At 68.8% G+C, this 25,439-nt stretch carries 29 protein-coding genes; 11 read left to right on the top strand and 18 right to left on the bottom strand.

Annotated elements, in window-relative coordinates:
- Positions 1-10: 10 nt before the first annotated feature.
- From ACYVOK_RS27320 to ACYVOK_RS27305, 4 genes are all read right to left on the bottom strand, one after another.
- On the bottom strand, positions 11-823 hold the full coding sequence (locus tag ACYVOK_RS27320) for a carbohydrate ABC transporter permease (RefSeq protein ID WP_460665409.1): 813 nt from the start codon (positions 821-823) through the stop codon (positions 11-13).
- Entirely contained in the window at positions 823-1,581 is a 759-nt protein-coding gene (locus ACYVOK_RS27315; protein WP_460665408.1) for a carbohydrate ABC transporter permease, read from the bottom strand. Before ACYVOK_RS27315 ends, ACYVOK_RS27320 begins: the two co-directional genes overlap by 1 nt.
- 305 nt (positions 1,582-1,886) lie before the next feature.
- Entirely contained in the window at positions 1,887-3,182 is a 1,296-nt protein-coding gene (locus ACYVOK_RS27310; RefSeq protein ID WP_460665407.1) for a sugar ABC transporter substrate-binding protein, read from the bottom strand.
- A gap of 35 nt (positions 3,183-3,217) precedes the next feature.
- Positions 3,218-4,561, bottom strand: coding sequence for a LacI family DNA-binding transcriptional regulator (locus ACYVOK_RS27305; RefSeq protein WP_460665406.1), 1,344 nt, complete (start codon positions 4,559-4,561; stop codon positions 3,218-3,220).
- Positions 4,562-4,686: 125 nt separating this feature from the next.
- Here ACYVOK_RS27305 and ACYVOK_RS27300 point away from each other — a divergent pair, with 125 nt between their 5' ends.
- Entirely contained in the window at positions 4,687-5,262 is a 576-nt protein-coding gene (locus ACYVOK_RS27300) for a histidine phosphatase family protein (protein WP_460665405.1), read from the top strand.
- Here ACYVOK_RS27300 and ACYVOK_RS27295 read toward each other — a convergent pair.
- Positions 5,244-6,002: a GNAT family N-acetyltransferase gene (locus ACYVOK_RS27295; protein WP_460665404.1), complete on the bottom strand. Its 759-nt coding sequence runs from the start codon at positions 6,000-6,002 to the stop codon at positions 5,244-5,246. The genes ACYVOK_RS27300 and ACYVOK_RS27295 overlap by 19 nt on opposite strands.
- 3 nt (positions 6,003-6,005) lie before the next feature.
- On the bottom strand, positions 6,006-6,410 hold the full coding sequence (locus ACYVOK_RS27290; protein WP_460665403.1) for an NUDIX hydrolase: 405 nt from the start codon (positions 6,408-6,410) through the stop codon (positions 6,006-6,008).
- 136 nt (positions 6,411-6,546) lie between these two features.
- On the opposite strand from ACYVOK_RS27290, the gene ACYVOK_RS27285 reads away from it, so the two are divergent.
- From ACYVOK_RS27285 to ACYVOK_RS27260, 6 genes are all read left to right on the top strand, one after another.
- Positions 6,547-7,431 carry a PHP domain-containing protein gene (locus ACYVOK_RS27285; RefSeq protein ID WP_460665402.1) on the top strand — a complete coding sequence of 295 codons (885 nt, stop codon included), beginning with the start codon at positions 6,547-6,549 and terminating at the stop codon, positions 7,429-7,431.
- Positions 7,428-8,045, top strand: coding sequence for a MarC family protein (locus ACYVOK_RS27280; protein WP_460665401.1), 618 nt, complete (start codon positions 7,428-7,430; stop codon positions 8,043-8,045). The genes ACYVOK_RS27285 and ACYVOK_RS27280 overlap by 4 nt, the downstream gene beginning before the upstream one ends.
- A complete protein-coding gene (locus ACYVOK_RS27275; RefSeq protein WP_460665400.1) occupies positions 8,045-8,935 on the top strand; it encodes a RecB family exonuclease in 891 nt (296 codons plus the stop codon). The genes ACYVOK_RS27280 and ACYVOK_RS27275 overlap by 1 nt, the downstream gene beginning before the upstream one ends.
- A gap of 265 nt (positions 8,936-9,200) precedes the next feature.
- On the top strand, positions 9,201-9,998 hold the full coding sequence (locus ACYVOK_RS27270; protein WP_460665399.1) for an ABC transporter permease: 798 nt from the start codon (positions 9,201-9,203) through the stop codon (positions 9,996-9,998).
- A complete protein-coding gene (locus tag ACYVOK_RS27265) occupies positions 9,991-10,806 on the top strand; it encodes an ABC transporter permease (RefSeq protein WP_460665398.1) in 816 nt (271 codons plus the stop codon). The genes ACYVOK_RS27270 and ACYVOK_RS27265 overlap by 8 nt, the downstream gene beginning before the upstream one ends.
- A gap of 4 nt (positions 10,807-10,810) precedes the next feature.
- On the top strand, positions 10,811-11,767 hold the full coding sequence (locus tag ACYVOK_RS27260; protein ID WP_460665397.1) for an ABC transporter ATP-binding protein: 957 nt from the start codon (positions 10,811-10,813) through the stop codon (positions 11,765-11,767).
- 128 nt (positions 11,768-11,895) lie between these two features.
- On the opposite strand, the gene ACYVOK_RS27255 is transcribed toward ACYVOK_RS27260, so the two are convergent.
- The 3 genes from ACYVOK_RS27255 to ACYVOK_RS27245 all read right to left on the bottom strand — a co-directional run bounded on the left by ACYVOK_RS27255 (position 11,896) and on the right by ACYVOK_RS27245 (position 13,412).
- On the bottom strand, positions 11,896-12,210 hold the full coding sequence (locus tag ACYVOK_RS27255; protein ID WP_460665396.1) for a hypothetical protein: 315 nt from the start codon (positions 12,208-12,210) through the stop codon (positions 11,896-11,898).
- Positions 12,211-12,381: 171 nt separating this feature from the next.
- On the bottom strand, positions 12,382-12,696 hold the full coding sequence (locus ACYVOK_RS27250) for a hypothetical protein (RefSeq protein ID WP_460665395.1): 315 nt from the start codon (positions 12,694-12,696) through the stop codon (positions 12,382-12,384).
- Positions 12,693-13,412, bottom strand: coding sequence for a hypothetical protein (locus tag ACYVOK_RS27245; protein WP_460665394.1), 720 nt, complete (start codon positions 13,410-13,412; stop codon positions 12,693-12,695). The genes ACYVOK_RS27250 and ACYVOK_RS27245 overlap by 4 nt, the downstream gene beginning before the upstream one ends.
- A 275-nt stretch (positions 13,413-13,687) precedes the next feature.
- On the opposite strand from ACYVOK_RS27245, the gene ACYVOK_RS27240 reads away from it, so the two are divergent.
- Both ACYVOK_RS27240 and ACYVOK_RS27235 read left to right on the top strand, forming a co-directional pair.
- Positions 13,688-14,203, top strand: coding sequence for an RNA polymerase sigma factor (locus ACYVOK_RS27240; protein WP_460665393.1), 516 nt, complete (start codon positions 13,688-13,690; stop codon positions 14,201-14,203).
- Positions 14,200-15,249, top strand: coding sequence for a hypothetical protein (locus ACYVOK_RS27235; protein WP_460665392.1), 1,050 nt, complete (start codon positions 14,200-14,202; stop codon positions 15,247-15,249). The genes ACYVOK_RS27240 and ACYVOK_RS27235 overlap by 4 nt, the downstream gene beginning before the upstream one ends.
- Before the next feature lies 1 nt (position 15,250).
- Here ACYVOK_RS27235 and ACYVOK_RS27230 read toward each other — a convergent pair whose 3' ends face one another.
- Both ACYVOK_RS27230 and ACYVOK_RS27225 read right to left on the bottom strand, forming a co-directional pair.
- On the bottom strand, positions 15,251-16,108 hold the full coding sequence (locus ACYVOK_RS27230; RefSeq protein ID WP_460665391.1) for an alpha/beta fold hydrolase: 858 nt from the start codon (positions 16,106-16,108) through the stop codon (positions 15,251-15,253).
- A 19-nt stretch (positions 16,109-16,127) separates the two neighbouring features.
- Positions 16,128-17,672 (bottom strand): MFS transporter, encoded by a 1,545-nt coding sequence (locus ACYVOK_RS27225; RefSeq protein ID WP_460665390.1) that lies wholly within the window; start codon positions 17,670-17,672, stop codon positions 16,128-16,130.
- Between the two features lie 96 nt (positions 17,673-17,768).
- Here ACYVOK_RS27225 and ACYVOK_RS27220 point away from each other — a divergent pair, with 96 nt between their 5' ends.
- The gene (locus tag ACYVOK_RS27220; protein ID WP_460665389.1) at positions 17,769-18,518 is read left to right on the top strand and encodes a ParA family protein; all 750 of its coding nucleotides are present in this window, start codon (positions 17,769-17,771) and stop codon (positions 18,516-18,518) included.
- Position 18,519: 1 nt separating this feature from the next.
- Here ACYVOK_RS27220 and ACYVOK_RS27215 read toward each other — a convergent pair whose 3' ends face one another.
- Both ACYVOK_RS27215 and ACYVOK_RS27210 read right to left on the bottom strand, forming a co-directional pair.
- Positions 18,520-19,410 (bottom strand): DUF4349 domain-containing protein, encoded by an 891-nt coding sequence (locus ACYVOK_RS27215; RefSeq protein WP_460665388.1) that lies wholly within the window; start codon positions 19,408-19,410, stop codon positions 18,520-18,522.
- A 140-nt stretch (positions 19,411-19,550) separates the two neighbouring features.
- On the bottom strand, positions 19,551-21,446 hold the full coding sequence (locus ACYVOK_RS27210) for a DEAD/DEAH box helicase (RefSeq protein ID WP_460665387.1): 1,896 nt from the start codon (positions 21,444-21,446) through the stop codon (positions 19,551-19,553).
- A 415-nt stretch (positions 21,447-21,861) separates the two neighbouring features.
- Between ACYVOK_RS27210 and ACYVOK_RS27205 the strand changes: the two genes are divergently transcribed.
- Positions 21,862-22,542 carry a ferritin-like fold-containing protein gene (locus ACYVOK_RS27205; protein ID WP_460665386.1) on the top strand — a complete coding sequence of 227 codons (681 nt, stop codon included), beginning with the start codon at positions 21,862-21,864 and terminating at the stop codon, positions 22,540-22,542.
- Positions 22,543-22,637: 95 nt separating this feature from the next.
- Here ACYVOK_RS27205 and ACYVOK_RS27200 read toward each other — a convergent pair whose 3' ends face one another.
- The 5 genes from ACYVOK_RS27200 to ligD form a co-directional block, all read right to left on the bottom strand.
- Entirely contained in the window at positions 22,638-22,910 is a 273-nt protein-coding gene (locus ACYVOK_RS27200; protein WP_460665385.1) for a GlsB/YeaQ/YmgE family stress response membrane protein, read from the bottom strand.
- A gap of 146 nt (positions 22,911-23,056) precedes the next feature.
- On the bottom strand, positions 23,057-23,284 hold the full coding sequence (locus ACYVOK_RS27195) for a DUF3107 domain-containing protein (RefSeq protein ID WP_460665384.1): 228 nt from the start codon (positions 23,282-23,284) through the stop codon (positions 23,057-23,059).
- Positions 23,285-23,394: 110 nt separating this feature from the next.
- Complete coding sequence (locus tag ACYVOK_RS27190) at positions 23,395-24,024, bottom strand: TetR/AcrR family transcriptional regulator (protein WP_460665383.1); 630 nt, start codon at positions 24,022-24,024, stop codon at positions 23,395-23,397.
- A gap of 154 nt (positions 24,025-24,178) precedes the next feature.
- On the bottom strand, positions 24,179-24,385 hold the full coding sequence (locus ACYVOK_RS27185) for a hypothetical protein (RefSeq protein ID WP_460665382.1): 207 nt from the start codon (positions 24,383-24,385) through the stop codon (positions 24,179-24,181).
- A gap of 49 nt (positions 24,386-24,434) precedes the next feature.
- Positions 24,435-25,370 (bottom strand): non-homologous end-joining DNA ligase, encoded by a 936-nt coding sequence (gene ligD / locus ACYVOK_RS27180; RefSeq protein WP_460665381.1) that lies wholly within the window; start codon positions 25,368-25,370, stop codon positions 24,435-24,437.
- Positions 25,371-25,439 lie beyond the last annotated feature (69 nt).

The following is a 25,439-nucleotide window of genomic DNA, read 5'->3' as shown; positions in this document are numbered from 1 at the left end:
TCCAGAAGGGTTATTTGAGGCCTGTGATCGCGATGCCCCGGGTGACGTGGCGCTGGAAGGCCAGGAAGATCACCAGCACCGGAAGGACGACCACGACCGCGCCGGCCATCAGCAGGCCGAAGTTCTGCGCGTTCTGGCCGGTCGAGTACAGCGCCAGGGCGACGGGAAGGGTGTACTTGTCCTCGGTCTGGGCGATCACCAGCGGCCACAGGAAGTTGTTCCAGGAACCGAGGAAGGTCAGGATGCCGAGCGTGGCCAGCGCCGGCTTGGTCAGCGGCAGCATGATCCGGGCGAAGATGCCCAGTTCGCTGCTGCCGTCCACCCGGCCGGCGTCTATCAGGTCGTCCGGCAGCCCGAGGAAGAACTGCCGCATCAGGAACACGCCGAACGGCGAGACCAGGAACGGCAGGATCAGGCCGGGATAGCTGTTCGCCAGCCCGGCGTTGGTGACGAGGACGAACAACGGCACGAACGTGACCATGCCGGGGACCATCAAGGTGGCCATCACCAGCACGAACAAGGCGTTGCGGCCCTTGAACCGGAGCTTGGCCAGCGCGTAGCCGATCATCGAGCAGAAGGTCAGGTTCCCGGCCGTCACCACCAGCGCGACGACCGTCGAGTTGAGGAAGTAGCGCGGGAAGTTGGCCTTGCCGAACAGGTCGTCGTAGTTCTGCGTGGTCGGTGCCTGCGGCAACCAGGTCGGCGGGACCCGGAGCAGTTCGCCCTGGGTCTTGAAGCTGCCGAGCACCATCCAGACGAACGGCGCCGCGACGGCGATCAGGCCGGCCACTCCGATCAGGTAGATCCACCAGGTACGGCGCATCACTTCTCCCTCAGCACCCGGAACTGGATGAACGTGATGACCGCGATCACGACGAACAGCAGGTAGGCCATCGACGTGGCCAGGCCGTAGTTGCCGAACCCGAACTGCTGGTAGGTGTACATCGACACCGACAGCGTGCTGTTCAGCGGACCGCCCTGGGTCATCACGAACGGCTCCTCGAAGAACTGCAGGTAGCCGATCCCCGTGGTCACGCTGGTGAACAGGACGGTCGGCCGCAGCAGCGGCAGAATCAGGTACCGGAACCGTTGCCACGGGCCGGCACCGTCGATCTGGCCGGCCTCCTCGACGGACTGCGGGATGCCCTGCAGGCCGGCCAGGAAGATGATCATCGCGGATCCGAAGTTCCGCCAGACCGCCATCGCGATCAGCGACGGCATCGCCCACGTCTTCGACGCCAGCCAGTTCGGCCCGTCGATGCCGAACCAGCCGAGCACGGTGTTCAGCAGCCCGGCGTCCGGTGACAGCACGAACCGCCAGATCACCGCGATCGCGACGATCGACGTCACCACCGGCAGGTAGTAGGCCACCTTGAACAGGCTCTGGAACCTCTTGATCCCGCGGTCCAGCAGCACCGCCGCGGCCAGTGCCACGACCAGTGTCAGCGGTACGCCGACGATCACGAAGTACGCCGTGTTGAAAGCCGCCTTCCGGAACGTCTCGTCCTGCAGAGCCCGCAGGTAGTTCTCGAACCCGACCGGGTTCACGGCGAACGGCGTCCGCAGGTCCCGCTGCCGCATATCGGTGAAACTCGTCACCAACGACCCAAGCACCGGCCCCGCCGTGAACCCCAAAAACAACACCGCAAACGGCAACACCAAAACCCACGCAGTACCGGTCTGATGATCGAGGCTGGCTCGCCGCGGCGACCCGGCCGAGGCCTTCCGGCGAGGCGGGCGGTGCGCCGACCCGCCGGTGCGGGCCTCCGGCCCGGTTCGGGTTCCGGTCGCCGACCGGGTTTCTCGCCCGGTCTCCGCCCCGGCTCTCACCTCCGCCGGGCCACCCGGCCGCAGGCCGGGCGGCCCGGCGGTCTCCTCGGAGCTCATCAGCTACCGCCGGTGCCGATCGACGAGGCCTTGGTTTGGATGGCTTTGGCGGTGTCGGCGGGGGACTGGCCGGCCTTGACCATCTTCTCGATCTCGGTGTCGAACGCGGTCGCGACCTGCTCCCAGTTCACGATCGCCGGCGGCGCCTTGGCCGACTCGAGTTGCTTGCCGAACACCGGCAGCAGCGGATCGGAAGCGATGCTCGGGTCCTCCCACGCGCTCTTCACCGCGGGCAGGTCGGACGACATCTTGAACCAGGCGGCCTGCGTCTTCGGGTCGGAGAGGAACTTCACCAGCTTCCAGGCGCTGTCCTTGTTCTTCGAGGTCTTGAACACGACGAAGTTCGACCCGCCGACGAACGACGTGGAGGTCTTGTTCTCCGGGATCTGGAACACACCGATGTTCGGCTTGATCGCGTCCCCGCCGACCTTCGCCACCGACCCGGCCATCCACGGCCCGGAGATGAACATCGGCACCTGACCGTTGACGAACTGCGCCTCGGTCTGGTTCGGCGGCAGGTCGCTGCCGGCCAGCTTCTCGGTGAAGAAGCTCTGGTAGTACTGCAGCCCCTCCTGCATCTCCGGCGTGTCGAAGGTGAACTGCTTCTGGTCCCCGTCGGTGATGTTCGCCCCGGCGGACCACGCGAACGGCATCACCGTCTGCCATGAGCCACTGCCACCCGGCTGCAGGTTGATCCCGTACTTCGCGCCGGCCTTCTCCTTCATCGCCTTCGCCATCGCCTTCAGACCGTCCCAGTCCTTCGGCGGCTCGGTGATCCCGGCCTTCGCGGCCAGATCCTTGCGGTAGTACACCAACCGCGTCTCGACGTACCACGGAACGCCGTACTGCGTCCCGCCGACCTTGGTCGTGTCGAGCGCGCCGGGGTAGAAGCTGTCGTTGTCGAAGCCCTCCGGGGTCGGGTCGAGCGCGCCGAGGTCGGCGAACTCGCCCATCCAGGTGGTGCCGACCATCGCGGCGTCCGGCAGCGTCTGCGCGGTGATCGCGGTGGTGAACTTGCTGTGCGCCGAGTCCCACGGGATCGGGGTGACGGTCACCTTCGCGCCCGGGTTGGCCTGCTGGAACTGCTCCATCAGCTTGGGCAGGTGCTCGCCCTCGGTGCCCATCGCCCAGACGGTCAGGTTGCCGGTGGCCGGCCCTTCGCTGACCGTCGTGGTCGCCTGTGAACCCCCGCTGGGGGTGTCCTCCGACCTGCCACACCCCGCCAAGGCGAGAGCTGTGGCGGTGATCGCAGCGCTGCCGATCACCAGCCGGCGGCGGATGCTGTGGGTGATCATCTGTGTCTCCTCACTCGGTTCCTGCTGCAGCTGCCTCATTCGTCGCCCACCCCGCCACCCCGGTCAGGCGGGCCCGTGCCGCAGCTGTCCCGCAGCACGACTTGTGTTGCCAGTACGTCGTTGCGCGCGCGGGTCCGTTCCCCGGTCACCCGCTCGTGAAGTCGTTGTGCCGCCAGCCGGCCCAGTTCGGTCATCGGCTGCCGCACCGTCGTCAACCCCGGCGACACGTACCGCGCCGCCATCACGTCGTCCCACCCGGTCACCACGATGTCCCCAGGTACGTCGACGCCGTTCTCCCGCAAGACACTCACCGCCGCCAACGCCAACTCGTCATTCCCACAAACCAACCCATCCGGCCCCCACCCAGCGCCGGCCGACCCAACCACCCCTCCGCCCGCACCCGCTCCCCGCGCGTGCACACCCGACGCCCCACCCACACCCGCTTGCCTTGCGTGCACACCCGACGCCCCACCCACACCCGCTTGCCTTGCGTGCACACCCGACGCCCCACCGGCACCCGCTTGCCTCGCGTGCACACCCGACGCCCGACCCGCACCCGCTTGCCTTGCCTGTCCACCCGGCGCCCCACCCGCGTCCGTCACACCTGCGCCTGCCGCGTTCTTCTTCTCCCCGCCCGACCCGCGCGCAGCGCGGGGCGGGCGGGTTGTTGCTTGCAGCACCTTCTCGGCGACCGCCCGTCCGGCTTCCTCGGTGAGCGGGACACACTCGGGCTTCGGCACCGAAAGCCCACGCTTCTCATGGGCTTTCGCGAACCCGGCGTACCGCTCCGACACGTCGTACGAGCTGGCCGGATCCCCGACGAAGAGCAGATTGGTCCGCCCGTGATCGAGCAGCCGGGTGGTGAGCTGCTCGGCACTCGCCGCGCTCTCAGTCCGGACCGAGTCGCATCCCGTGACCGGCGGATGGGCGATCAGCACCAGCGGTACGCCGGCCTTGCGCAACCCCTGGATCGTCGGCAGGTCCAAAGCGTTGCCGTGGACAACGATCCCGTCGACCCGGCCGGCCAGGTCACGGACCGTGCGGTTCGGATCGGGGTTCCCGTGCGTGACCGTGATGATGACGCTCTGGCCGTGTTCACCGGCCCAGCGCTCGTACCCCATCAGCAGGTCGCCGTAGAACGGGCCGGCCAGGTCCGGCAGCACGAGTCCGTGCGCCTCGTGCCGTTGGACCGCGAGGCTGCGGGCGGCGCGCAGCGGGACGTAGTTGAGCTCCCGTGCCGCCTGGTCGACCCTGGCGCGCGCCTTCTCCGACACCGGCCCGGTCCCTTGCAGGACACGGGAAACCGTCGCGATCGACAGCTTCGCGCGGGCGGCGACGTCGTAGATCGTCGCCGGCCGGCCGGTCGGTCCGGAGGGCACGGCTTGCTCCTGGGGGTCGGAGTGGAAGCGCTTACAGTTTTCGACCCTGCCTTGTCCGGGGCGGATTGGTCAAGAGCTCGGGCCCGATCTGCGACAATGCGATTTCTCTTTGCGAGGATGGGCGCGTGACCACACACGAACGAAAGGACCAGCTGTTCCTGGTCCGGCACGGCGAGACCGAGTGGAGCAGGTCGGGCCGGCACACGTCGACCACCGACCTTCCGCTGACCGCGGACGGTGAACGCGTGGCCGCTGCGCTGAAGGAGCGGCTGGCAGGGGAGAGGTTCGAACTGGTCCTCACGTCACCGCGGCAGCGTGCCCGGCGGACGGCGGAACTCGCGGGCTTCCCGGAGGCCGAGGTGGACGACGACCTGATCGAATGGGACTACGGGGACTACGAAGGCATCACCACCGCGGAGATCCGCAAGACCGTGCCGGGCTGGACGGTCTGGGCGCATCCAGTACCCAACGGCGAAACCCCCGCCCAGGTCGCCGCCCGGCTCGACCGCGTCAACGCCCGCATCGCCGCCGTAGCCGGTGACGTGCTCGTGTTCGGTCACTCGCACGCTCTCCGCGCGCTCACCGCCCGTTGGCTCGAGCTCGACGTCACCGAGGGCCGTCACTTCGTTCTCGACACCGCCACCGTCTCAGTCCTCGGCTGGGACCGAGGCTCACCCGCCATTCACCGGTGGAACTCGTAGAGGTGGATCGTGCAGTACTCCCGGAACCCGAGACCGGCGTACACGGACTTCCCGGCCGGTGACGAGCCGAGTACGCCGTACTCGACATCGCGGGCCTGCCGCAGCGCGCCGTACGTGATCGCGGCGCCGATGCCGCGGCGGCGGGCCTCCGGGACGGTCATCACGAAGTACACGCCGGCCACCCCGGCGCCGAGGAAGATCGTGGTGGTCGCGACCGGCTCACCGTTCAGCATTCCCAGGTAGTGCCGCCACGGATCGCCGTACCCGAGCCGCCGGTAGACCTCCGCGACCCACCGAGCCTCCTTCTCGCCCTCGCCGAACCCTCGTCCGAGCGTCGCCTCCCAGACGTCGAGTTGCTCCCCGGTCTCCACCCGGATGATCTCCAGGCCAGGCACTGCGGCCGGCTGGTGCAACTCCGCGAGCTTCACCGCCATCCCCGGCTCGCTCCCGCCATGGGTGAACCCGGCGTCGAGCAATCGCTTGCCCAGCTCCGCCGGACGCATCGACGGCCCCACATGCCAGCTTCCCGGTACGCCGTACCGCCTCATCAACTCGATCGACTCGGCGATGGTGGCGTCGACCTCGTCAGCGGTCAGGTCGGCCGCGACGACGGCGTTGTGGTAGTCGATCGGTGAGCCGCCGATTGTCCAGCTCACGCTGCTGTCGTCACGCTGCTCTCCGCCCCCGGCGGCCCCCATCGCCATCAGCAGCTCGGCGGCGTTCTCCTCGATCGCGCGCATCGGCTACCCCGGGAGGGCGTTCCACTGGGCGAGCGTGGACGCGAGCAGGGCGGCGGTCGGGAGGTTCTCGAACTCGTCGCGGCTGACGAACTTCGCGTCCGTGGCGTCGTCGCCGGGCGTGAGGGTGCCGCCGACCGGCTCCGCCGCGTAGTCGCGGATGACGTAGAGCTGACCGTTCGGGCCCTCGCGTTCGACCTCACCGACCAGTTCGCCGACCTTCACCGTGAGCCCGGTCTCCTCCGCCACCTCGCGGGCCACCGCGGCCGGATCGTCCTCACCCGGCTCCACCCGCCCGCCCGGCAGCGACCACAGGCCGCGACTCGGTTCGTTGGCCCGGCGGACCAGGAGCAGCCGGTGCTGTTCGTCGTACACGAGAGCCCCGACGCAGTCGACGCGGTGCGCATTCATGCCACCACACGATAGGCGTTCCACCGCGGGGCCGCGGACGCGTCGGACCTGCCTGGGGACAACGGGCGGGTTCTGGGGGTGGGCGCGGATAGCATCTGCGGTGACAGTTGTCCATGGAAGGGATCCGGCCCCGCTCGTGCGTATCGACCTGCACACCCATTCGAACCGCTCGGACGGCACCGACCCGGTGGACGTCCTGATGGCGCACGCCAAGCGGGCCGGCCTGGACGTGATCGCGCTCACCGATCACGACACCGCCGACGGGTGGACCGACGGGCGGCGCGCCGCGGAGGAACTCGGCATCGGGTTCGTCCCGGGGATCGAGATCTCCTGCAAACTGCGCGGCATCAGCGTCCACCTGCTCGGCTACCTGCTGGATCCGTCGTACCCGGCCCTGGCCGAGGAGTTGCGGATCGTCCGGGACGGCCGCACCGACCGGATCCCGTCCATCGTCGCCCGGCTGAACGGCCTCGGCGTGGCGCTGACCGTCGACGAGGTGCTCGCCCAGGCGACCGGTACGCCGTCCGTCGGCCGGCCGCACGTGGCCGACGCGCTGGTCGCCAACGGCACGGTCGCCAACCGCAGCGAGGCCTTCGACCGGTTCCTCGCCGACGGCAAACCCGGCCACGTGTCGCACTACGCGATCGAGCCGGGCCGCGCGATCGAGCTGGTCCGCGCCGCCGGCGGCGTACCGATCATCGCCCACCCGTGGGGCCGGTCCAGCTACAAGGTGATGACCGCGGACACCATCGCCCAACTGGTCGAGGACCACGGTCTGGCCGGGATCGAGGTCGACCACCAGGACCACTCGCCGGAGTCGCGGACGGCGTTGCGCGCGATCGCCCGGGATCTCGGCATCATCTTCACCGGCTCCAGCGACCACCACGGCGTCGGCAAGATCGATCACGACCTGGGCGTGAACTCCACCGAACCGGAGCAGTTCGAGCGCCTCCTCGAGGTCGCGAAGGAGAACGCGGCCGCGGCCTCGGACGCCCGGGTGCCCGAGGTCTACCTGCCGTGAACAGCGTCATCAACCTGGGGTTGCTCAGCGAGGTCGTCGTCACGTTGTTCGTGATCATGGACCCGCCGGGGACGGTGCCGGTGTTCATCTCGCTCACCGCGGGTCAGTCCCGGGCGGTCCGGGCGAAGGCCGCGTGGCAGGCGGTGCTGGTCGCGTTCGGCGTGATCGTGGTGTTCGCGGCCTTCGGCCAGCAGATCCTGCACCACCTCGGCATCACGCTGCCGGCGCTGCAGTGCGCGGGCGGTCTGCTGCTCCTGCTGATCGCGCTGCAGTTGCTGACCGACACCGCCGAGGATCCGGTCCAGACGAAGAACGTGAACATCGCCTTCGTTCCGTTGGGTACGCCGTTGCTCGCCGGACCGGGTGCGATCGTCGCCACGATGGTCTTCGTCCAGCGCGCGGAGGGTTCGCTGCCGGATGTGGTGGCGATCTCGGTCGGCATCGTCGTGATCCACCTGGTGATGTGGCTGACGCTGCGGTTCTCCGGCGTGATCATGCGGATCCTGGGCGAGAACGGCGTACTCCTGGTCACCCGGATCGCCGGTCTGCTGCTGAGCGCGATCGCCGTACAGTTGGTAGCAGACGCGGTCACCGATTTCATCAGGGCGGGCTGATGGACGACATGCTGCCCGGGATGCCGACGCGGTTGTTCGTCGCGACCCCGACCAAACTGCTCACCTTCGCCGACTGCAAGCGGAGGTACCGCTACACCTATCTCGAGACGCCGCGGCCGCCGAAGGGGCCGCCGTGGGCCCACAACACGGTCGGCGCGGTCGTCCACGAGGTGCTCGCCGACTTCTTCGGTCGCTGGCCGGCCTCCCGCCGGACGCCGGACGAAGTGGTCGCCAAGATGCGGTCCAGCTGGCGGAGCGAGGGATTCCGCGACGAGGTGCAGTCGATCGACTGGCGCGAGCGGTCGACCGAGATGGTGCTGGGCTACCTCCGGGACTCCGATCCGTACTACGAGCCGCGCGGGGTGGAGCGCACCGTTGCCTTCACCACCGAACGGGCGTCGCTGCGCGGCCGGGTCGACCGGATCGACGAGCGGCCGGCGCGCGACGGCAGCGGCGGCAGCGAGCTGGCGATCGTCGACTACAAGACCGGTCGCCGGCCGCTGACCTCGACGGACGCGCGGTCGTCGCTGGCGATGGCGCTGTACGTGCTGGGCGCTCGCCGGGTGTTGCACAAACCGTGCACTCGGGTCGAGTTGCACCACCTGCCGACCAACACGGTCGCGGCCGCGGACCATGACGACGCGTCGCTGGCACGGCACCAGCGCCGGGCCGAGTCGATCGTGGACGACGCCGCTGCGGCCGAGGCGCGCTGGCACGAGGGTCTGACCCCGGCGGAGGCGGATGAGGTCTTCCCACCGGAGCCGTCACCGCTGTGCGGCTGGTGCGACTTCGCCCGCATCTGCCCCCAAGGCCGCCGCGTGGCCCCACCCCGCGACCCCTGGGCAGGCCTGGACGACACCGCGCCGGTCGCCATGGAGGACGCCAGCTGATTTCCGGGCGCAGGGCTGCGTGGTCCCTGCGTCCCCGGGCCGGTCGCCGGTTTCGTTCCGCGGGGAGCGGCCCCGGGGAGAAATCCAGTTGACGGGCGGGGTCCGGGCGTCGTACTGTCCGATCCTTTCCTTGACAACGGTGTGGACAGCCATGCCCGTCACAGTGGTGTCCGAACCCCCCCCGGGTCTTTGCAGATCCGGGGCAGTTCTGCGTGCCGCTGGGGACTGATCGGACACCACCTCGAAGCGATGAGAGGAGGTTGCCGTGGGCGTCTACTGGGCGATCGGCGTACGGTCGTTCCGCCGGTTCTCGACGTACCGGATCGCCACCGCGTCCGGCGCGTTCACCAACACCGTGTTCGGGTTCATCCTGTGCGGTGTCTATCTGACGCTGTGGCACGAGCGGCCGGGTCTCGGCGGGTACGACGTACCTGACGCCTTGACCTTCGTGTGGTTGCAACAGGGCCTGCTGATGCCGATCGGGATCTTCGGCGCCACCACCACGATCGAACTCGGTGAGCGGGTCCGCAGCGGCGAGATCGCGGTCGACCTGTACCGGCCGACGCACCTGCTGCTGTGGTGGCTGTCGGTCGACTTCGGGCGGGCGATGTTCCAGTTGCTCGTCCGCGGCGGCGCGCCGCTGCTCGTCGGCGCGCTGGTGTTCGACCTCAAGTTTCCTTCCGGCGCGATCACCTGGCTCGGGGTCGCGGCCGGGCTGACGTTCGGCATCCTGGTGAGCTTCGGCATCCGCTACCTGGTCGCCTTGTCCGGGTTCTGGATCATCGACTCGCGCGGCATGGAGGCTCTGGCGCTGATGCTGTCGCTGTTCTTCTCCGGGACGATCCTGCCGCTCGTGGTGTTTCCCGGCTGGATCGGCGAGTTCGCCCGGGCGACACCGTGGGCCGCGACCCTGCAGGTGCCGATCGACATCTGGCTCGGCCGCAATCCCGGCGGCATCGGGTCCGCGCTGGTCTTCCAGCTCGGCTGGATCCTGGTGCTGCTGCTCGTCTGCCAGCTCACCACGATGTTCGCGACCCGGAAGGTGGTGATCCAAGGTGGTTGAGCGGCTCCGCCGGGCCCCGGCGCAGTACTGGATGCTGGTCGTGATGTGGATCCGGTCGGCTCTGGCCTACCCGCTGTCGTTCGTGCTGATGTTGTTCACCGGGGTCATGATCACGGCGACGGACTTCGCCGCGATCGTGCTGATGTTCAGCCACATCGACGCGTTCGGCGGATTCACGCTCGGGGAGATGGCGTTGCTCTACGCAACGGCCTCGCTGACCCTCGGGCTCGCCGACCTGGTCACCGGCTCGATCGAGCGGATCGGGCAGCGGATCCGCACCGGTTCGCTCGACGTGTACCTGATCAGACCGGTGCCCGCCTTCATCCAGACCGCCGCCGACGAGTTCGCCCTGCGCCGGATCGGCCGGCCGCTGCAGGCCGGCCTCGTCCTCGCAGTTGCTCTCGGCCACGTCGACGTCGACTGGACCGTTGCCAAGGGCATCATGCTGGGTGTGTCGATCGTCACCGGGTCGATCATCTTCGGCTCGATCTTCGTGCTCGGCGCGGCGTTCCAGTTCGTCTCGGTCGACTCGGCCGAGGTGGCCAGCGCGTTCACCTACGGCGGCCAGACGCTGACGCAGTACCCGCTGACCATCTTCGGCAAGGACATCGTCCGGGCCGTCACCTTCGTCGTACCGCTTGCCTTCGTCAACTACTACCCGGTGTTGTTCGTGCTGGGGAAACCGGCCCCGTTGGGCCTGCCGTCCTGGATCGGCCTGCTGTCGCCGGTCGTCGCCGCCGCAATGGTCGCGCTGGCGTCACTGGCCTGGCGGGGCGGTCTTCGTCGTTACCGCAGTACAGGGAGCTGAACCCGTGCCAGTCATCGAGTTGTCCAACGTGTCCCGTGCGTTCACCGTCACCTCCCGGACCGGGTTCCGCCGTACCCGCCGCGAGGTCCGCGCAGTGGACGACCTGTCGTTCACCGTCGAGCCGGGGGAGGTGGTGGGCTACATCGGGCCGAACGGCGCCGGCAAGTCGACCACGATCAAGATGCTCACCGGCATCCTCGTCCCGAGCGGCGGCTCGATCCGGGTCGCCGGTGTGGATCCGTCGCGCCACCGGCTCAAGCTGGCCAAGCGGATCGGCGTGGTCTTCGGCCAGCGTACGACGCTGTGGTGGGACCTGCCGTTGAAGGACTCGTTCGCCGTACTGCAGAAGATGTACGACGTCCCGCGAGCACGGCACGCGGAGAACCTGGCGAACTTCGTCGAACTGCTCGACCTCGGCGACCTGCTCGACGTACCGGTCCGCCAGCTGTCACTCGGCCAGCGCATGCGCGGCGACATCGCGGCCGCGCTGCTGCACGACCCGGAGATCGTCTACCTCGACGAGCCGACGATCGGCCTCGACGTGATCAGCAAGGCGCGGCTGCGTGAGTTCCTGGCCCAGGTCAACGCGGAACGCCGTACCACCGTCATCCTCACCACCCACGACCTCGACGACATCGAAGCCCTCTGCACCCGGGTGATGATCATCGACCACGGCCGCCAGATCTTCGACGGCACCCTGGACCGCCTCAAAGACAGCCAATCCGCCCCACGGACCCTCGTCGTCGACCTCGCTACGTCACTCCCGCCGATCACCGTCAACGGCGCCACCGTCGTCAAGGTCGACGGCCCCCGCCAGCACCTGACCTTCCCCACCACCACCAAGGCAGCCCCCCTCCTGGCCGAAATCGCCGCCAACTACCCCCTCGTAGACCTCTCCATCGCCGAACCCACAATCGAATCCGTAATCACCCAGCTCTACACCTCAAACCTCACACGCTGACCGGCAGTCGTTGCGCAAGGCATCGTCGTCGTGGAACCTGCCGGTATTGGCGACATACCCATACATCCGCTCGTGCACCAACGCCGCCACCCAGACCCGCCGCTCATCTTCCTTCACCAGATACAGCCTCACGCGAGATCGGCCGCCATGGAGGCGAAGACCACGTCGGCGTCCATCGGCTGGGGGTCTTCCCGCCACCGCCGGGCCGAGTCAGGGAACTCCTGCTCGTCCACCGTGCCGACGCCTGCCCGGATCAACCGCTGCGCCTCGGCGATCCCGATCTCGACGTACTCCAACTCGTTCAGGAAGTAGTAGTCATGCCGGGCACCTTCGTTGCGGTGAAACTTTCCGGTGTTCCCGACGAACGTCCATACATCCTCATCAACCAAGGCCGCCACCCAGAGCTCCCGCTCCCCATCCTTCACCAGGTACAACCGCGTCATTTCGCCATCCCATTCCGCCGATCCCGGACCGGCTGATGTGTCTGCTGTACGACGTCGGCCGCACCGCCCCCGTCCTTTGAGCTTGTTGATTCCGGCCGGCTGCGTCATTCGGTTGGACAAGGCGATATGTTCCCGCCTCGTGACCACTCGACCGCGTCGTTCATTGTCGGGTCAGGCGAGATCGGCCGCCATGGAGGCGAAGACGATTTCTGGGTGCATGGCGTCCGGGTCGTGGCGCCAGTCCCGGACCGCGTCGGGGTTCTTCTGCTCGTCGACCTGGCCCACGCCTTCGGCGATCAGACGCTTGGCTTCGGCGATTCCGATGTCGGAGTACTGCGCTTCGTTGTTCATGAAGTAGTCGTCCCGGACCCCGTCGTTCCGGTGGAACTTCCCCGTGTTCCCGACGTACGTCCAGACGTCCTCGTCCACCAAGGCCGCCACCCAGACCCGTCGCTCGCCCTGACTGACCAGAAAGAGCCTCGTCATCTCGCCATCCCGTTCTTCCGGTTGTGTTCCACTGACTGGTTCGGGGCAGATTGCTGCACGGGTGAGGCGCTGGTTCCGTCACCACGTCCGGCCGGTAGGCCGCCTCTCCTACCGTAAACTCTGACCTCCACCGGTACTCCTCCGAGGCTGGTGAGGTCGTCGATCCCCGCCGGTTGCCTCATCTGAGCCGACAATGCGATCGCTGCATTGCGGGCCTCCGCGCGCTTCTCCCGTGGCTGATGCGGGTCACGCTCGACCAGGTAGAGCGGCGTTGTCCGGGTCTTGACGTCGATCGACTCGTTGGAGTGGATCTGCACCTCGACTCGCTGTCCGTGTTTCTGCAGAATCAGATGCAGACCCTTGTACCTACTGCCGTCGGCGTATGAGTGGACAGCACCCTTCATCGTCCAGCCCCGCGCCGTGAGCGCGTCGCAGGCGTCCACTGACGTCGGCACCACATCGTCCGGCTCAGGTGCAACGATCGTGTAGCGCACGACGTCATCCACCGGCACCTTGTCGAACTCTGTGCCGGCGAGTTTCCGGATCTTCCGCGCGAGTGACTGCGGTGACTTCAGCCGGTTCTCCAGTTGGTGGGTGGTCGTTCCCGATCTGATCGAGGCCAGGAGGTCGTCGGTCAGCCGCGGCTCCTCCGCAGCCGCCCGAGACAGCAGCGCGAGGCTTTGAACGGTTGCGCTGGGTCCGTACGCGGCAGCCACCTCGGCTTTCGTCGGAATCGGGTCGCCCCAGTCGAGGGGACGCTGGGTGGTGCTCAGCCAGGCGTGGAGGTCGGCAGGCTCTGGTAGGTCGTGCAGACCGGTCGGCATGTGTACTCCCCAGGTCGGTTGGTTCTTTGACCGTAGTGAGTTGGGGAGGGGGTGTGGGGTGGGTTCGGGGGATCTGTGGATAAGTGTGGGGTGTGACTTGGGGTGGGTGGGGTCGTTGGAATCGGGTAAGGACCCAACCGGAAGTGGGATTCGGGGGTAGACAGGGTATGCCGACGATGACGGACGAGCCGGTGGTGGTGGTGGGGCCGCCTGCGGACGGGGCCGGGTTCGCGGAATGGGTGCGGCCGCACCTGCCGGCGATGGCTCGGTTGGCGGCGCGGCTCGCGGTGGGGGCGGACCGGGACGACATCGTGCAGGAGGCGCTCGCGCGGGCGTGGTCCAAGCGGAGTCAGTACGACGCCGCGCGCGGGACCGCCTCGGCCTGGCTGCTGGCGATCACCGCGGACCAGGCGCGGAAGGCGGCCCGGAGGCTGCGGCCGGCCGGGGAGCTGGACGACCACGACGGGCCGGTGTCGCGGCCCGACCTGGACGCCCGGATGGACGTCGACCACGCGCTCGCCTCACTGTCGGCACGGCAACGCCTCGCGGTGGACTGTTACTACTTCGCGGACCTGTCGGTCGCCGACACGGCCGCGGTGATGGGCTGCTCCGAAGGCACCGTCAAGTCCACTCTGTCCGATGCGCGGGCCCGCCTGCGCACCCTGCTGGAGGTCAGCGAATGAACCCGACCGACGAGGTCGACGACCTGCTGACGCGGGCCGGCGCCCGGTGGCGCGCGGACCAGCCGTCAGCGCCCGAGCCCGATCTGGAACGCATGCTGGGCGGCCGCCGCCGCCCGCGTGCCTGGGTCCCGGCCCTGGCCGCCGCCAGTGTCGCCGCGATCGCCGCCGCCGCGCTCACGGTCCTGCCGGGCGGTCAGAACGAACCGGTTCCGACCGCTGACTCATCCCATTCGGTTGCTCAAGGCAATCAGGCGCCGAACGACTACCTGCTCGTCCGCAACGGTGACCGAGTCCGGGTGGCGGGTCAGGTGATCGCCGTACCCGGGAAGGAGCCGGTGTTCTGCCCGCCGCTGCCGAAGCTCGCGATCGGCTATCCGCCGGGCAAGGAGCCCGCGCCGTCCTGTGAGGCGCAGTACGCCGTGAGGCTGAAGGGCCTCGACCTGTCCAGGCTCGACGACGCCCGGACGATCAAGGGTGTGCGAACCGGCTACGCCGTGCTGACCGGGACCTGGACCGACCGGACGATAGAGGTGCAGGAACAAGCGGTGCCGCAGACGAGGACGACCACGTTGGAGCAGACGATCGTGCCGGACGAGGTGCCCTGCCCGGCACCGGCGGGCGGCTGGAGATCCGGCGTGGCCGACATCGACCAGCCCGCCGCCGACTTCCTCGCTGCCCGCGCGAGCCAGGCCGGGAATCCGCGCCTCCTCTACCCGAAAGGCCGCGTCCCCGGCGAACCGGTGGTGCTGACGATTGGGGTGGCGCATGTCGATCCGGCAGCATTCAAGAGCGCGTTCGCCAAGGTGTACGACGGCAACCTCTGCGTGCACCCGGTCAGGCTGAGCAAGGCCGACCTGGAGCGAATCGTGACGACGGTCAGCAGCAAGATGCCGAAGAATCTCGGCGTCTACGGCTACGGCGTCGGCAGCGTCGTCGACAAGGTGAACATCTCCGCCCTGGTGTACGACGACGCGCTGAAGGCTGCGCTGACGCCATCCGGCCTGGAGAACTTCGAGCTCGAGGCTGCCGTCAAGCCAGTCAGGTGACTCAGCGGGCGTGGAAGAACTCGACCAGGAGGCGGGCGGTGGCGGCCGGCTGCTCGATGGCGGGGGAGTGGAAGGCTTCCGGGATCACCTGAGGTTCCACGCCCAGGGCCTCGGCCATGGCGCGCTGGACCTCGATCGGCCAGCCGTCGTCGCCCTCGCCGTACAGGACCTGCGCCCGTACGCCGGTCTTCGCCAGCTGGTCGGTCTTGTCGTGGGTGTCGATCAACCGCCGGGTGATCTCGGCCAGGCTGACCGGAACGTTGCCGGTGAAGCGCTTCCGGAGGAAGGCGGCGATCTCCTCGGGCGGTGCGACGTACCCCGGCGCGCTGCTGTCGTGCTGCAGCTTCAGGTCGTACACCTGCTCGATCGGCAGATTGTCCAGCCCGTAGGCCAGCATCTGCAGGCCTTGCAGCTTCACCTCGTCGGTGAACGCCGACGGGCCCGAACACATCAGGCTGATCGTCGAGAACACCGACGGGTCGATGAGCACTGCCTCCCGCGCGACCAGACCGCCGAACGAGTGCCCGACCAGCTGGCTGTAGCCGCCGAGGGCCTTGCTCATGGCGACCACGTCCGCGCCAAGCTCCGCCAGCGTGTACGCCGACGGGTCGGCAGGACCAGGCGTCTCGTACTGCCCGCGCTGGTCGACCGCGACCGTGCGCCAGCCGTAGCGGCACAGGTGGTCGACCAGCGGCGTGAAGTCCTCCTTGCTGCCGGTCCACCCCGGGACGAGCAGCACCGTGCCCAGCGGCGTACCGATGTCCGGGACGGCCATCAGGGTGGCGAAGGACCCTCGGTCGGTCTCAAGGGTCGCAGGGCGAACCCCGTCGGGCAACGTCAGCGAACGCGGCGTACTCACAAGTAAAGAGGGTATCTGCTCAGTCGGTCCGGACCAGTGTGGCCGTGGCCACGCCGAGCACAACCACGATGGCTGCGCTCACAACCACAGCCAGCTGGACGCCGTTCGTGTAGGCGTCACGAGCCAGCTCCAGCAGTTGCCGCGCGACAGGACCGGGCAAACTCTCAGCCGCCGCCACTGCACCACCCAGCGTGTCTCGAGCAGACTCTGGCGCGTCGACCGGGACACCGGCGCGGTAGACGGCTGTGACCAGGCTGCCGGCGATGGCGATCCCGAGTGCCATACCGAGCTCGGTACCGGTCTCACCCATCCCAGACGCCACACCAGCCCGCTCTGGCGGTGCACTGCTCACCACGACGTCGTACGTGAGGGCCAACACCACCTGGATGCCGAAGCTGGCGATCGCCAGCCCGATCACCACCGGCAGACGTCCCGCCATAGCCATCAGAGCCAGTCCTGGTACGGCGACCGCGAAGCCGAGGGTCATCGCCGTACCGGCCCGCAGGTGGCGGACGACCCACGGAGCAGCGAGCGTGCCGATGATGCCGGTCACCATCATCGGGAGCATCCACAGTCCCGCCTCGAGCGGCGCCATGCCGAGCACCAACTGGAAGTACTGCACGGTCAGGAACTGCATCGCCGCGAGCACGTACAGGCCGAACATCTGCGCCCCGAGCGACGCGCTGAACGCGGGCCGGCGGAACAGCCGCAGATCGATCAGCGGCTCCGCGAGGCTCAACTGCCGCCGCGCGAAAACCCAGCCCAGCAGCACACCGGCCACCGCGATTCCGAGGCTGCTCAGGTGGAAACCGTCCTTCGCGGTCTCCTTGATCGCGTACACGACCGTGACGATCGCGCCGGTGGAGAGCACGACGCTGGCCAGGTCGATCCGGCCGGCGTGCGCGTTCCGGAACTCGGGCAGCAGGAGCGGACCGGCGATCAGCAGCACGATCAACGGCGGTACGCCGATCAGGAACACCGAGCCCCACCAGAAATGGTCGAGCAGGATGCCGCCGATGAGCGGACCGGCCATCCCGCCGATCATGAAGTTGGTCATCCAGATCGCGATCGCCAGCTGGCGCTGACCGGGATCGCGGAACATGTTGCTGAGCAGCGACAACGTCGACGGCATCAGCGTCGCACCGGCCAGGCCGAGCAGCGCACGCGCCGCGATCAGCATCTCGGCACTGGTGGCGAACGCGGCCAGGACGGATGCGGCCAGGAAGCCGGCGGCGCCGATCATCAGCAACCGCCGACGGCCGATCCGGTCGCCGACCGTGCCCATGGTGACGAGCAGGCCGGCGACCACGAAGCCGTACACGTCGATGATCCACAGCAACTGGGAGGAGCTCGGCGCCAGGTCGGTGCTCAGGATCGGCGCCGCGAGATGCAGCACGGTGCCGTCCAGGCCGATCAGCATGGTCGGCAGGGCGAGCACGGCCAGCCCGAGCCATTCCCGCTGGCCGGCGCGCAGCGGGACCGGGTCGACCGAGGGCAGGCCGGCGAGGGTGGCGTCGTCGCAGTCTGGGGTCGGGGGATCGGGGCACACTGTCGTTCCGGTCATGCCGACCATGCTGAAAGTTAAAGTAGTGTTGAGGTCAAGGCCGGGCGCGCGGACGGCGGTGCGCTCCGGCGTTCCGGAATGCGGCACAATGGCCGGGTGCCTCGCACGATGGCGGTTGCCAACCAGAAAGGCGGCGTGGCCAAGACGACCACGGTCGCGACGCTCGGCGCTGCCCTGGCCGAGCGCGGTCAACGCGTGCTGCTGGTGGACCTGGACCCGCAGGCTTGTCTGACCTTCTCGGTCGGAATCGACCCGGAGGACCTGGACAAGTCGATCCACCACGTCCTGCTCGGCGGCGTGAAGGCACGTGATGTCCTGGTGGAGTTCGACGACGCGCCGGACCTGCTGCCGGCGACGATCGAGTTGGCCACCGCGGAGGTGCAACTCGCCCGGGAAAGCGGTCCGGAGCAGGTGCTGCGAACCGCGTTGCGTCCACTGCGAGCGTCGTATGACTGGATCATCGTGGACTGCCCGCCGACCCTCGGACTCCTGACGGTGAACGGGCTGTCCGCGGCGTCCGACGTACTGATTCCGTTGCAGTGCGAGACGTTGGCACATCGTGGCGTAGGGCAACTACTTGACACGATTCACGACGTCCAGCGACTGACGAACCCGGAACTCACCGTGCTCGGGGTCCTGCCGACCCTGTACGACGGGCGGACGACGCATGCGCGCGCCGTACTGGAGACGATCGCCGACACGTATTCGCTGGACGTGCTCGAGCCGGCGATCCCGAAGTCGATCCGGTTCGCGGAGGCGCCGGCGATCGGCGAGACCGTGCTGAACACGGCGCCGGCCTCGCCCGGTGCGAAGGCCTACCGGGCGCTGGCCGGCGCGTTGCTCTGACCTACCGCCCGCTGTCGGGAGCCTGCGAGGGGGCAAGCGCCGGCTGACGACGCAGGCGGTGCCGGAACCTCCACAGCGGTACGACGATCAGCGCGAGCAGCACCAGGAACGGCAGGACCGCGCCGAGCGCGGTTGCCAGCACGGCGAACGTGGTGGTGAACGCGTCCCAGCCGCCCTTCAAGCCGGCCACGAACCCACGGTCCGGGTCGGTGCGCACCGCCGGCTCGCCCTTCGCGGTCAGGGTGAGCGTGAGGGTGGCGAGTTCGGTCTGCAGGGCGAGGTTCTTCTGCTTGGCCAGCAACGACTCCAGGTCGGCCTCGCGCCGGGTCAGTTCGTTCTCCACGGAGACGATCTCGCCGATTGTGTTCGCCCTGGCGAGCAGGGTGCGCATCCGTTCCAGGCTGGCGCGCTGGGAGGCGATCCGGCTCTCCACGTCGACCACCTGCTCGGTGACGTCGCTGGACTCCTGGTGGATCTGCAAACGCGTGCCGAGTTCGGACAGCCGCTGGATCGCGGTCTCGTACGACGCGGTCGGGACCTTCAGGACCAGGTTCGCCCGGGTGATCTTGCCCTTGTCGTCGCTGCCGGTGTCCTCCGAGGCGACCTGTCCCCGGAGGCTGGTGACCGCCGTGATCGCCTTCTGCCGTGCGTTGTTGACGTCGCCGGTCTCGACGGTCAGTGACCCCGTCTTGATGATCGCCCGCGTGATGGTCGGCTGGGCTCCGGGCTTGTCCGGCGCCTGCGGTGCGCTGCCGGTGCCCTTGCCGTCGGACGCCTCACCGGCTCCCGTGCCCTGCCGGTCGGCCGGCGCGGCCGCCGACCCCGCCTCGCTGGTGCTGTTGTCGTCACCGGCGCTGCAGCCGGTCAGCAGCACCAGCGTCGCTACCGCCACCCCGACTGCGCAGACTGAGGAACCCTTGATCCGCCTCATCACCCATGCCCCTCTCTCGTGGTTACCGCTTGGACGGCAACCGAGGGGCAGGCTGTTGCAGGCTCAGATCACCTTTCAGCCACAGTCAGGCGACAGCCGGGTCACTCGGGCGCTGTGAACGTCGGCAGAGTCGGGCTCGTCCGTGGCTCCGGCACACTCGCCTTCGCGCCCTTCGGCTCCGCGCGCTTCGGCTCGGCGGCCTCGGGCTCGGACGACGTGGATTCCGGGGCCTTGAACTCCGCGGTCTTGCGCGTCCGCGCCCGGGTCCGCTTGACCGGCTTCTCGGCCGACTCCGCCGCCTCGGCGACGGCGTCACCAGCAGACGCGTCGACTACCGCGTCGGCGGTTGCCTCAGAAGCTGTCGTGGATTTCCGGGTCCGGGTGCGCTTGGCCGGCTTCTCGGCTTGCTGCTCAGCGTCCGCCTCGGCGAGGGCTTCACCAGCGGGCGCGTCGACTGCCACGTCAGCGGTCGCCGTGGCGTCAGAAGCTGCCGCGGACTTGCGGGTCCGGGTGCGCTTGGCCGGCTTCTCGGCCGACTCCGCCGCCTCGGCGCCGGCGTCATCAGCAGGTGCGTCGACCGCGTCGACTACCGCGTCGACTACCGCGTCGGCGGTTGCGTCAGTGGTGCCCGCGGACTTGCGGGTGCGGGTGCGCTTGCGGGGTTTGCGGTCGCGGGGCGCCTCGGCGGCCTCGGTGGACGACTCCTCAGTCGGCGGCACCTGCGTCTTGGTGGTGACGTCGGCCTCCGACTTCTCCTCGCCCTCGACCGGCCGGCCCGCCCGCAACCGCTTGCGGGTCCGGCTCCGCTTCCGCGTCGCCCGGTCACCGCTCTCCTCGGTACGGCGCTGGGGCCGCTCCTCCCGGGGTTCGCGGGCCGGGGCGATCCGGCCCTTCGCCTCGGACGGGATGCCCAGGTCGTGGTACAGCTCCGGCGACGTCGAGTAGATCTCCTGCGGCTCGTCGTACGGCAGGTCGAGCGCCTTGTTGATCGTCTTCCACCGGGTCAGGTCCGCCCAGTCGACGAAGGTGATCGCGATGCCGCTCGCACCCGCGCGGCCGGTCCGGCCGATCCGGTGGATGTAGGCCTTCTCGTCCTCGGGGCAGGTGTTGTTGATGACGTGCGTCACGCCTTCGACGTCGATGCCGCGGGCAGCCACGTCGGTGCAGATCAGTACGTCGATCTTGTCGCCGCGGAACCGCATCAGCGCCCGCTCGCGGGCCTGCTGGTTCAGGTCGCCGTGGATCGCGGCCGCCTTGAACCCACGGTCCTGCAGGTCGTCGGTCAGCCGCGACGCCTCGCGCTTGGTCTTGCAGAAGATCATCACCCGGCCGCGGTCCTCGGCCTGCAGGATCCGGGCCAGCACCTCGGGCTTGTCCAGCTCGTGCGCCCGGTAGACGAACTGCGCCGTCGTGGGCACCATCTCGGTGTCCTCGTGCGACTCCGCCCGGATGTTCAGCGGGTGCCGCATGTGGGTGCGGGCCAGCCCGATCACCGCCGACGGCATCGTTGCCGAGAACAACATGGTCTGGCGCAGCTCGGGGGTCTTGCGCAGGATGCGTTCCACGTCCGGCAGGAAGCCGAGGTCGAGCATCTCGTCGGCCTCGTCCAGCACCAGCACCTTGATGTGGCTGAGGTCCAGGACACCGCGGTTCGCCAGGTCCAGCAGGCGTCCCGGCGTACCGACGACGACGTCGACGCCCTTCTTCAGCGCGTCCAGCTGCGGTTCGTACGCGACCCCGCCGTACACGGTCAGGATCCGGACGGTGCGGACGGTGGAGGCGGTCTCCAGGTCCTTGGCGACCTGGATGGTCAGCTCGCGGGTCGGGGTGACGACCAGCGCCTGCGGCTTGCCGGGGGCGGCGAGCTCGGTGTAGTCGGGCTCGCCGGGGGAGATGGTGCGCTGCAGCAGCGGGATGCCGAAGCCGAGCGTCTTGCCGGTCCCGGTCCGGGCCTGGCCGATCAGGTCGGTGCCCATCAGGGCCACTGGGAGCGTCATCTCCTGGATCGGAAACGGCTCCACGATGCCGACGCGGTCGAGCGCGTCACAGATCTCGGGCAGTACCCCGAGCTCTCGGAAGGTGGTCAGGCTGATCGCCTCTCACATGCTTGTACGGACAGTTGCTCAGTGGGCCGGGCGCCAGGGGTGTTTCAACCCCGTCGTGAGGCGCGGGGACACTGTGCAAGCACCTCGCACCAGCTTGCCCGTCTGGGCGCGTCACCGGCGAATCGCTCACCAGTGTAACCGCTAGACCTGTCAACGCCGCCTCGTGTGGTTTGCACCACTCTCTGCTGCCGGTCGGACCGGGTGCCGGGCATCCCGCTTTCCCGCCCTCCTCCGATCCTGTCGGGAAGAGCTGCGGAAGAAGTGTGCTTTACGCCACTCGGGGCCGGGTCCAGATAGGGTGCCGGGCATGGAGCAGACGGCCTTTGATGATCCCGCCTACCGGGCCGCGGCGGTGGATCTGCTGGGAGTGCTCGCGTACGGCGAGCTGACCGCGTTCGAGCGGATCGCCGAGGACGCCAAGCTGGCGCCGACGCTGAACGACAAGGCGGAGCTCGCCGCGCTGGCGACGACCGAGTTCGGGCACTTCGTGCAGTTGCGGGACCGGCTGGTCGCGCTCGGGGTGGACCCGATGGAGGCGATGCAGCCGTTCGTCACCCCGCTGGACGCGTTCCACGACCACACCGCGCCCTCGGACTGGCTGGAGGGCCTGGTCAAGGCGTACGTCGGGGACGGCCTGGCGAACGACTTCTACCGCGAGATCGCGTCGTTCGTGGACGCCGAGACCAGGGCCCTGGTGCTCGAGGTGTTCGCCGACTCCGGGCAGGCCGAGTTCGTGGTCGACCGGGTCCGGGCCGCGATCGAGGAGGACCCGAAGGTCGGTGGCCGGCTGGCGCTGTGGGGACGCCGCCTGGTGGGTGAGGCCCTGAGCCAGGCGCAGCGGATCGCCGCCGACCGCGACTCGCTGGCCGCTTTGCTGGCCGGCAGCGTCGACCGCCCCGGCCTGGACCTGGCCGCGATCGGCCGCATGTTCACCCGCCTCACCGAGGCCCACACCGCCCGCATGACCGCCCTCGGCCTGCAGCCGTGACATGACCGCCGCCCTCGGCCTGCAGCCATAAGAGGCCCCGCTCCGGACATGCCGACCGGCCGCCACCAGCGGTGACGGCCGGGCGAAAGGCGAGGTCAGACCGAGCGGGCCTTGCCTCGTCCGGTGACCATAGCGGCAATGACGACGAGCACCGCGGCGACGATGATGCTGACGATCCAGCGGATCCAGTCGATCCCGCTGGTGGCTTCGACGCCGAGCGCCGCGGCCACGTAGTAACCGATCAGGACACCACCGATGCCACACAGCACGGTGAGCCACAGCGGGATGTTGTCCCTGTCGCCTGGGGCGACGAACTTGCCGAGCAGGCCGATAATGATGCCGGCCACGATCACACCGATGATTTCCATGACGCTGGCTCCTCCTTGTGACGACCGCGTCCACGCGGCGTGACGATTGTCTCGCCGCACCGGAACGGTTACCGGTGACGGACACGCGCAAACGTCATTGCGATCAGGCTTCGCCGGATTGCAACCCGGCGTCAGGAGGACGTCGGTCAGATCGCGCCGAATCCGACCTTGCGAATCGACACCTCACCGATCTCGACGTACGCGAGCCGGTCGGCGGGCACGATCACCCGGCGGCCCTTCTCGTCGGTCAGCTGCAACAGCCCCGTCCCGCTGCTCAGCGCCTGCGCGACCGCCTCCTGGACCTCGTCCGGGCTCTGCTCGCTCTCCAGCACCAACTCACGATTGGCGTGCTGCACGCCGATCTTGACCTCCACGAAACCCTCCGGGCACGTTCCGACCGGCGGCTCTCGCCGGTGACGGTTCGAGCCTATCCGCTGGGCGCCGTCGGCTCTCACCCGTCCGCCGAGAGCAGAACCCGGCTGACTCAGCTCTCGGTGCGCGGGAAACCGCCGATGCCGCGCCAGGCGAGCGAGGCGACCAAGTCGGCGGCGTGCTCCTGCGGCAGGGTCGGATTGTCGGCGGCCAGCCAGTACCGGGCGCTGACCTGGGCCATGCCGACCAGACTGACGGCCAGGACCATCGACTGCTCGCGGTTCAGGCCGGCGTCCGCGCTGATCACCTCGGACACCGCTTCGGCGCAGGCGTGGGTGACCCGGTCGACCCGCTCCCGCACGGCCGGCTCGTTGGTCAGGTCCGACTCGAACACCAGCCGGAAGGCGCCCTGCGCGTTCGCCACGTAGTCGTAGAACGCGTGCATCGTGGCCGTGACCCGCTGCTTGTTGTCGTCGGTCGACTTCAGCGCGTCCCGGACCGAGGCGATGATCGCATCGCAGGAGGTGTCCAGCAGTGCGAGGTACAGCTCGAGCTTGCCCGGGAAGTGCTGGTACAGGACCGGCTTGGAGACGCCGGCGCGGTCGGCGATGTCGTCCATCGCGGCGGCGTGGTAGCCGTTCGCGACGAAGACCTCCTGGGCCGCCTCGAGCAGTTGCGCGCGGCGGGCCAGCCGCGGCAGGCGGCTGCCGCGCTTGGGCGCGGTCTCGGGTGTCGTCGACACGTCGGCTCCTTCGATGGTGCGGCACGGCGGTCGGGTTGGACCGCCGGGTCGTTCCCCGAATCCTACCCAGCGGTCATCCCGGCCAGTAGCTTCCCCGCCGGTCGGCGTTCCATCGTGGTACCGGGCGCCGTTCCGGCGTACTGGTCCGCTCGGGTCAGCGGTAGTCGTCCTCGCCGTCGTCGCCGATGTCGCGGCGCTGGTCGTCCACGTCGGCCGGGTCGGCCTCGATCGGTACACCGGAGTCGTCGGGGCGGCCGTCCACCGCGGCCGGGCTCAGGCGTTGCTCCAGTACGTCGGCCTCGGGGGCGTCGTCGGGGACGCTGTCGAAGCCTGGACCCTCGTAGTCGGGCTCGCTGGTCATGCGACGGACTCTCCTCTCGGGTACGACGGTCACGAACAGTGTGCAGCGGTTACAGCGGATACGACGGTAGCGGCTTCGGGTCGTCGTACAGGCCTTCCAGCACGTCGCCGTACTCCTCGATCCGGGCCAGCACCTCGTGCGGCAGGAACCTGAGCTCCTCCGGCGAGGTGGCCGACGCTACCTCGTCCCAGTCGATCGGTGTCGACACCCGCGGCTCGTCGGCGCCGCGCAGCGAGTACGGCGCGAGCGTGGTCTTGGCGCTGTTGTTCTGGCTCCAGTCGATGAACACCTTGCCGGGACGGAGCGCTTTTGTCATGTTGGCGGTCACGTTCTCCGGCAGGGCCTCGGCCAGCTGCTCCGCAAGCTGCTTGGCGAACGCACTGGTCTTCTTGGACGACGCCGGCTCGATCGGCACGTACAAGTGCATGCCCTTGTTGCCCGACGTCTTCGGCCAGCCCTCGAGCCCGAAGTGGCTCAGCAGCTCGCGCAGTGCGAGTGCCACGTCGCAGCACTCGACGATGGTGGCTCCCGGACCCGGGTCGAGGTCGAACACGATCAGGTCGGCCTGTGGATCCTTGCCGTGGTTCGACAGGCCGATCCGCCACTGCGGCACGTGCAACTCGAGTGCGGCCAGGTTGGCCAGCCACACCACGGTCTGTACGTCGTCGGCCACCACGAAGTCGGCCTCGTCCCGGCCGGTCGAGCTACCGGGGGTCGGCAGCGTCACCGTCCGCACCCAGGACGGCGTACCTCTCGGGGCGTTCTTCTCGAAGAAGTACGCCGCCTCGGTGCCGTCGGGCCACCGCTTGCGGGTCAGCGGACGGTCGGACAGGTGTGGCAGCAGCAGTGTGGCGACCTGGTGGTAGTAGTCGATCACCTCGGCCTTGGTGAAGCCGGTCTGCGGGTACAGCACCTTCCCGAGGTTGGTGAGCTTCAACGTCTGCCCATCGACCTCGGTGGTCAGTTGCTTCGGCGCGGCTGCCATGCCTCCCAGTCTCCACCAGCAGGGCGTTCTAACGGGCCAACCTTCGGACTGCCTGTCGCCCGGGACCGC

The sequence above is a fragment of the Kribbella swartbergensis genome (genome assembly GCF_054784135.1).
Note: the sequence above shows the minus strand (reverse complement) of the source record. Positions and strands in the feature narration are given on the sequence as shown.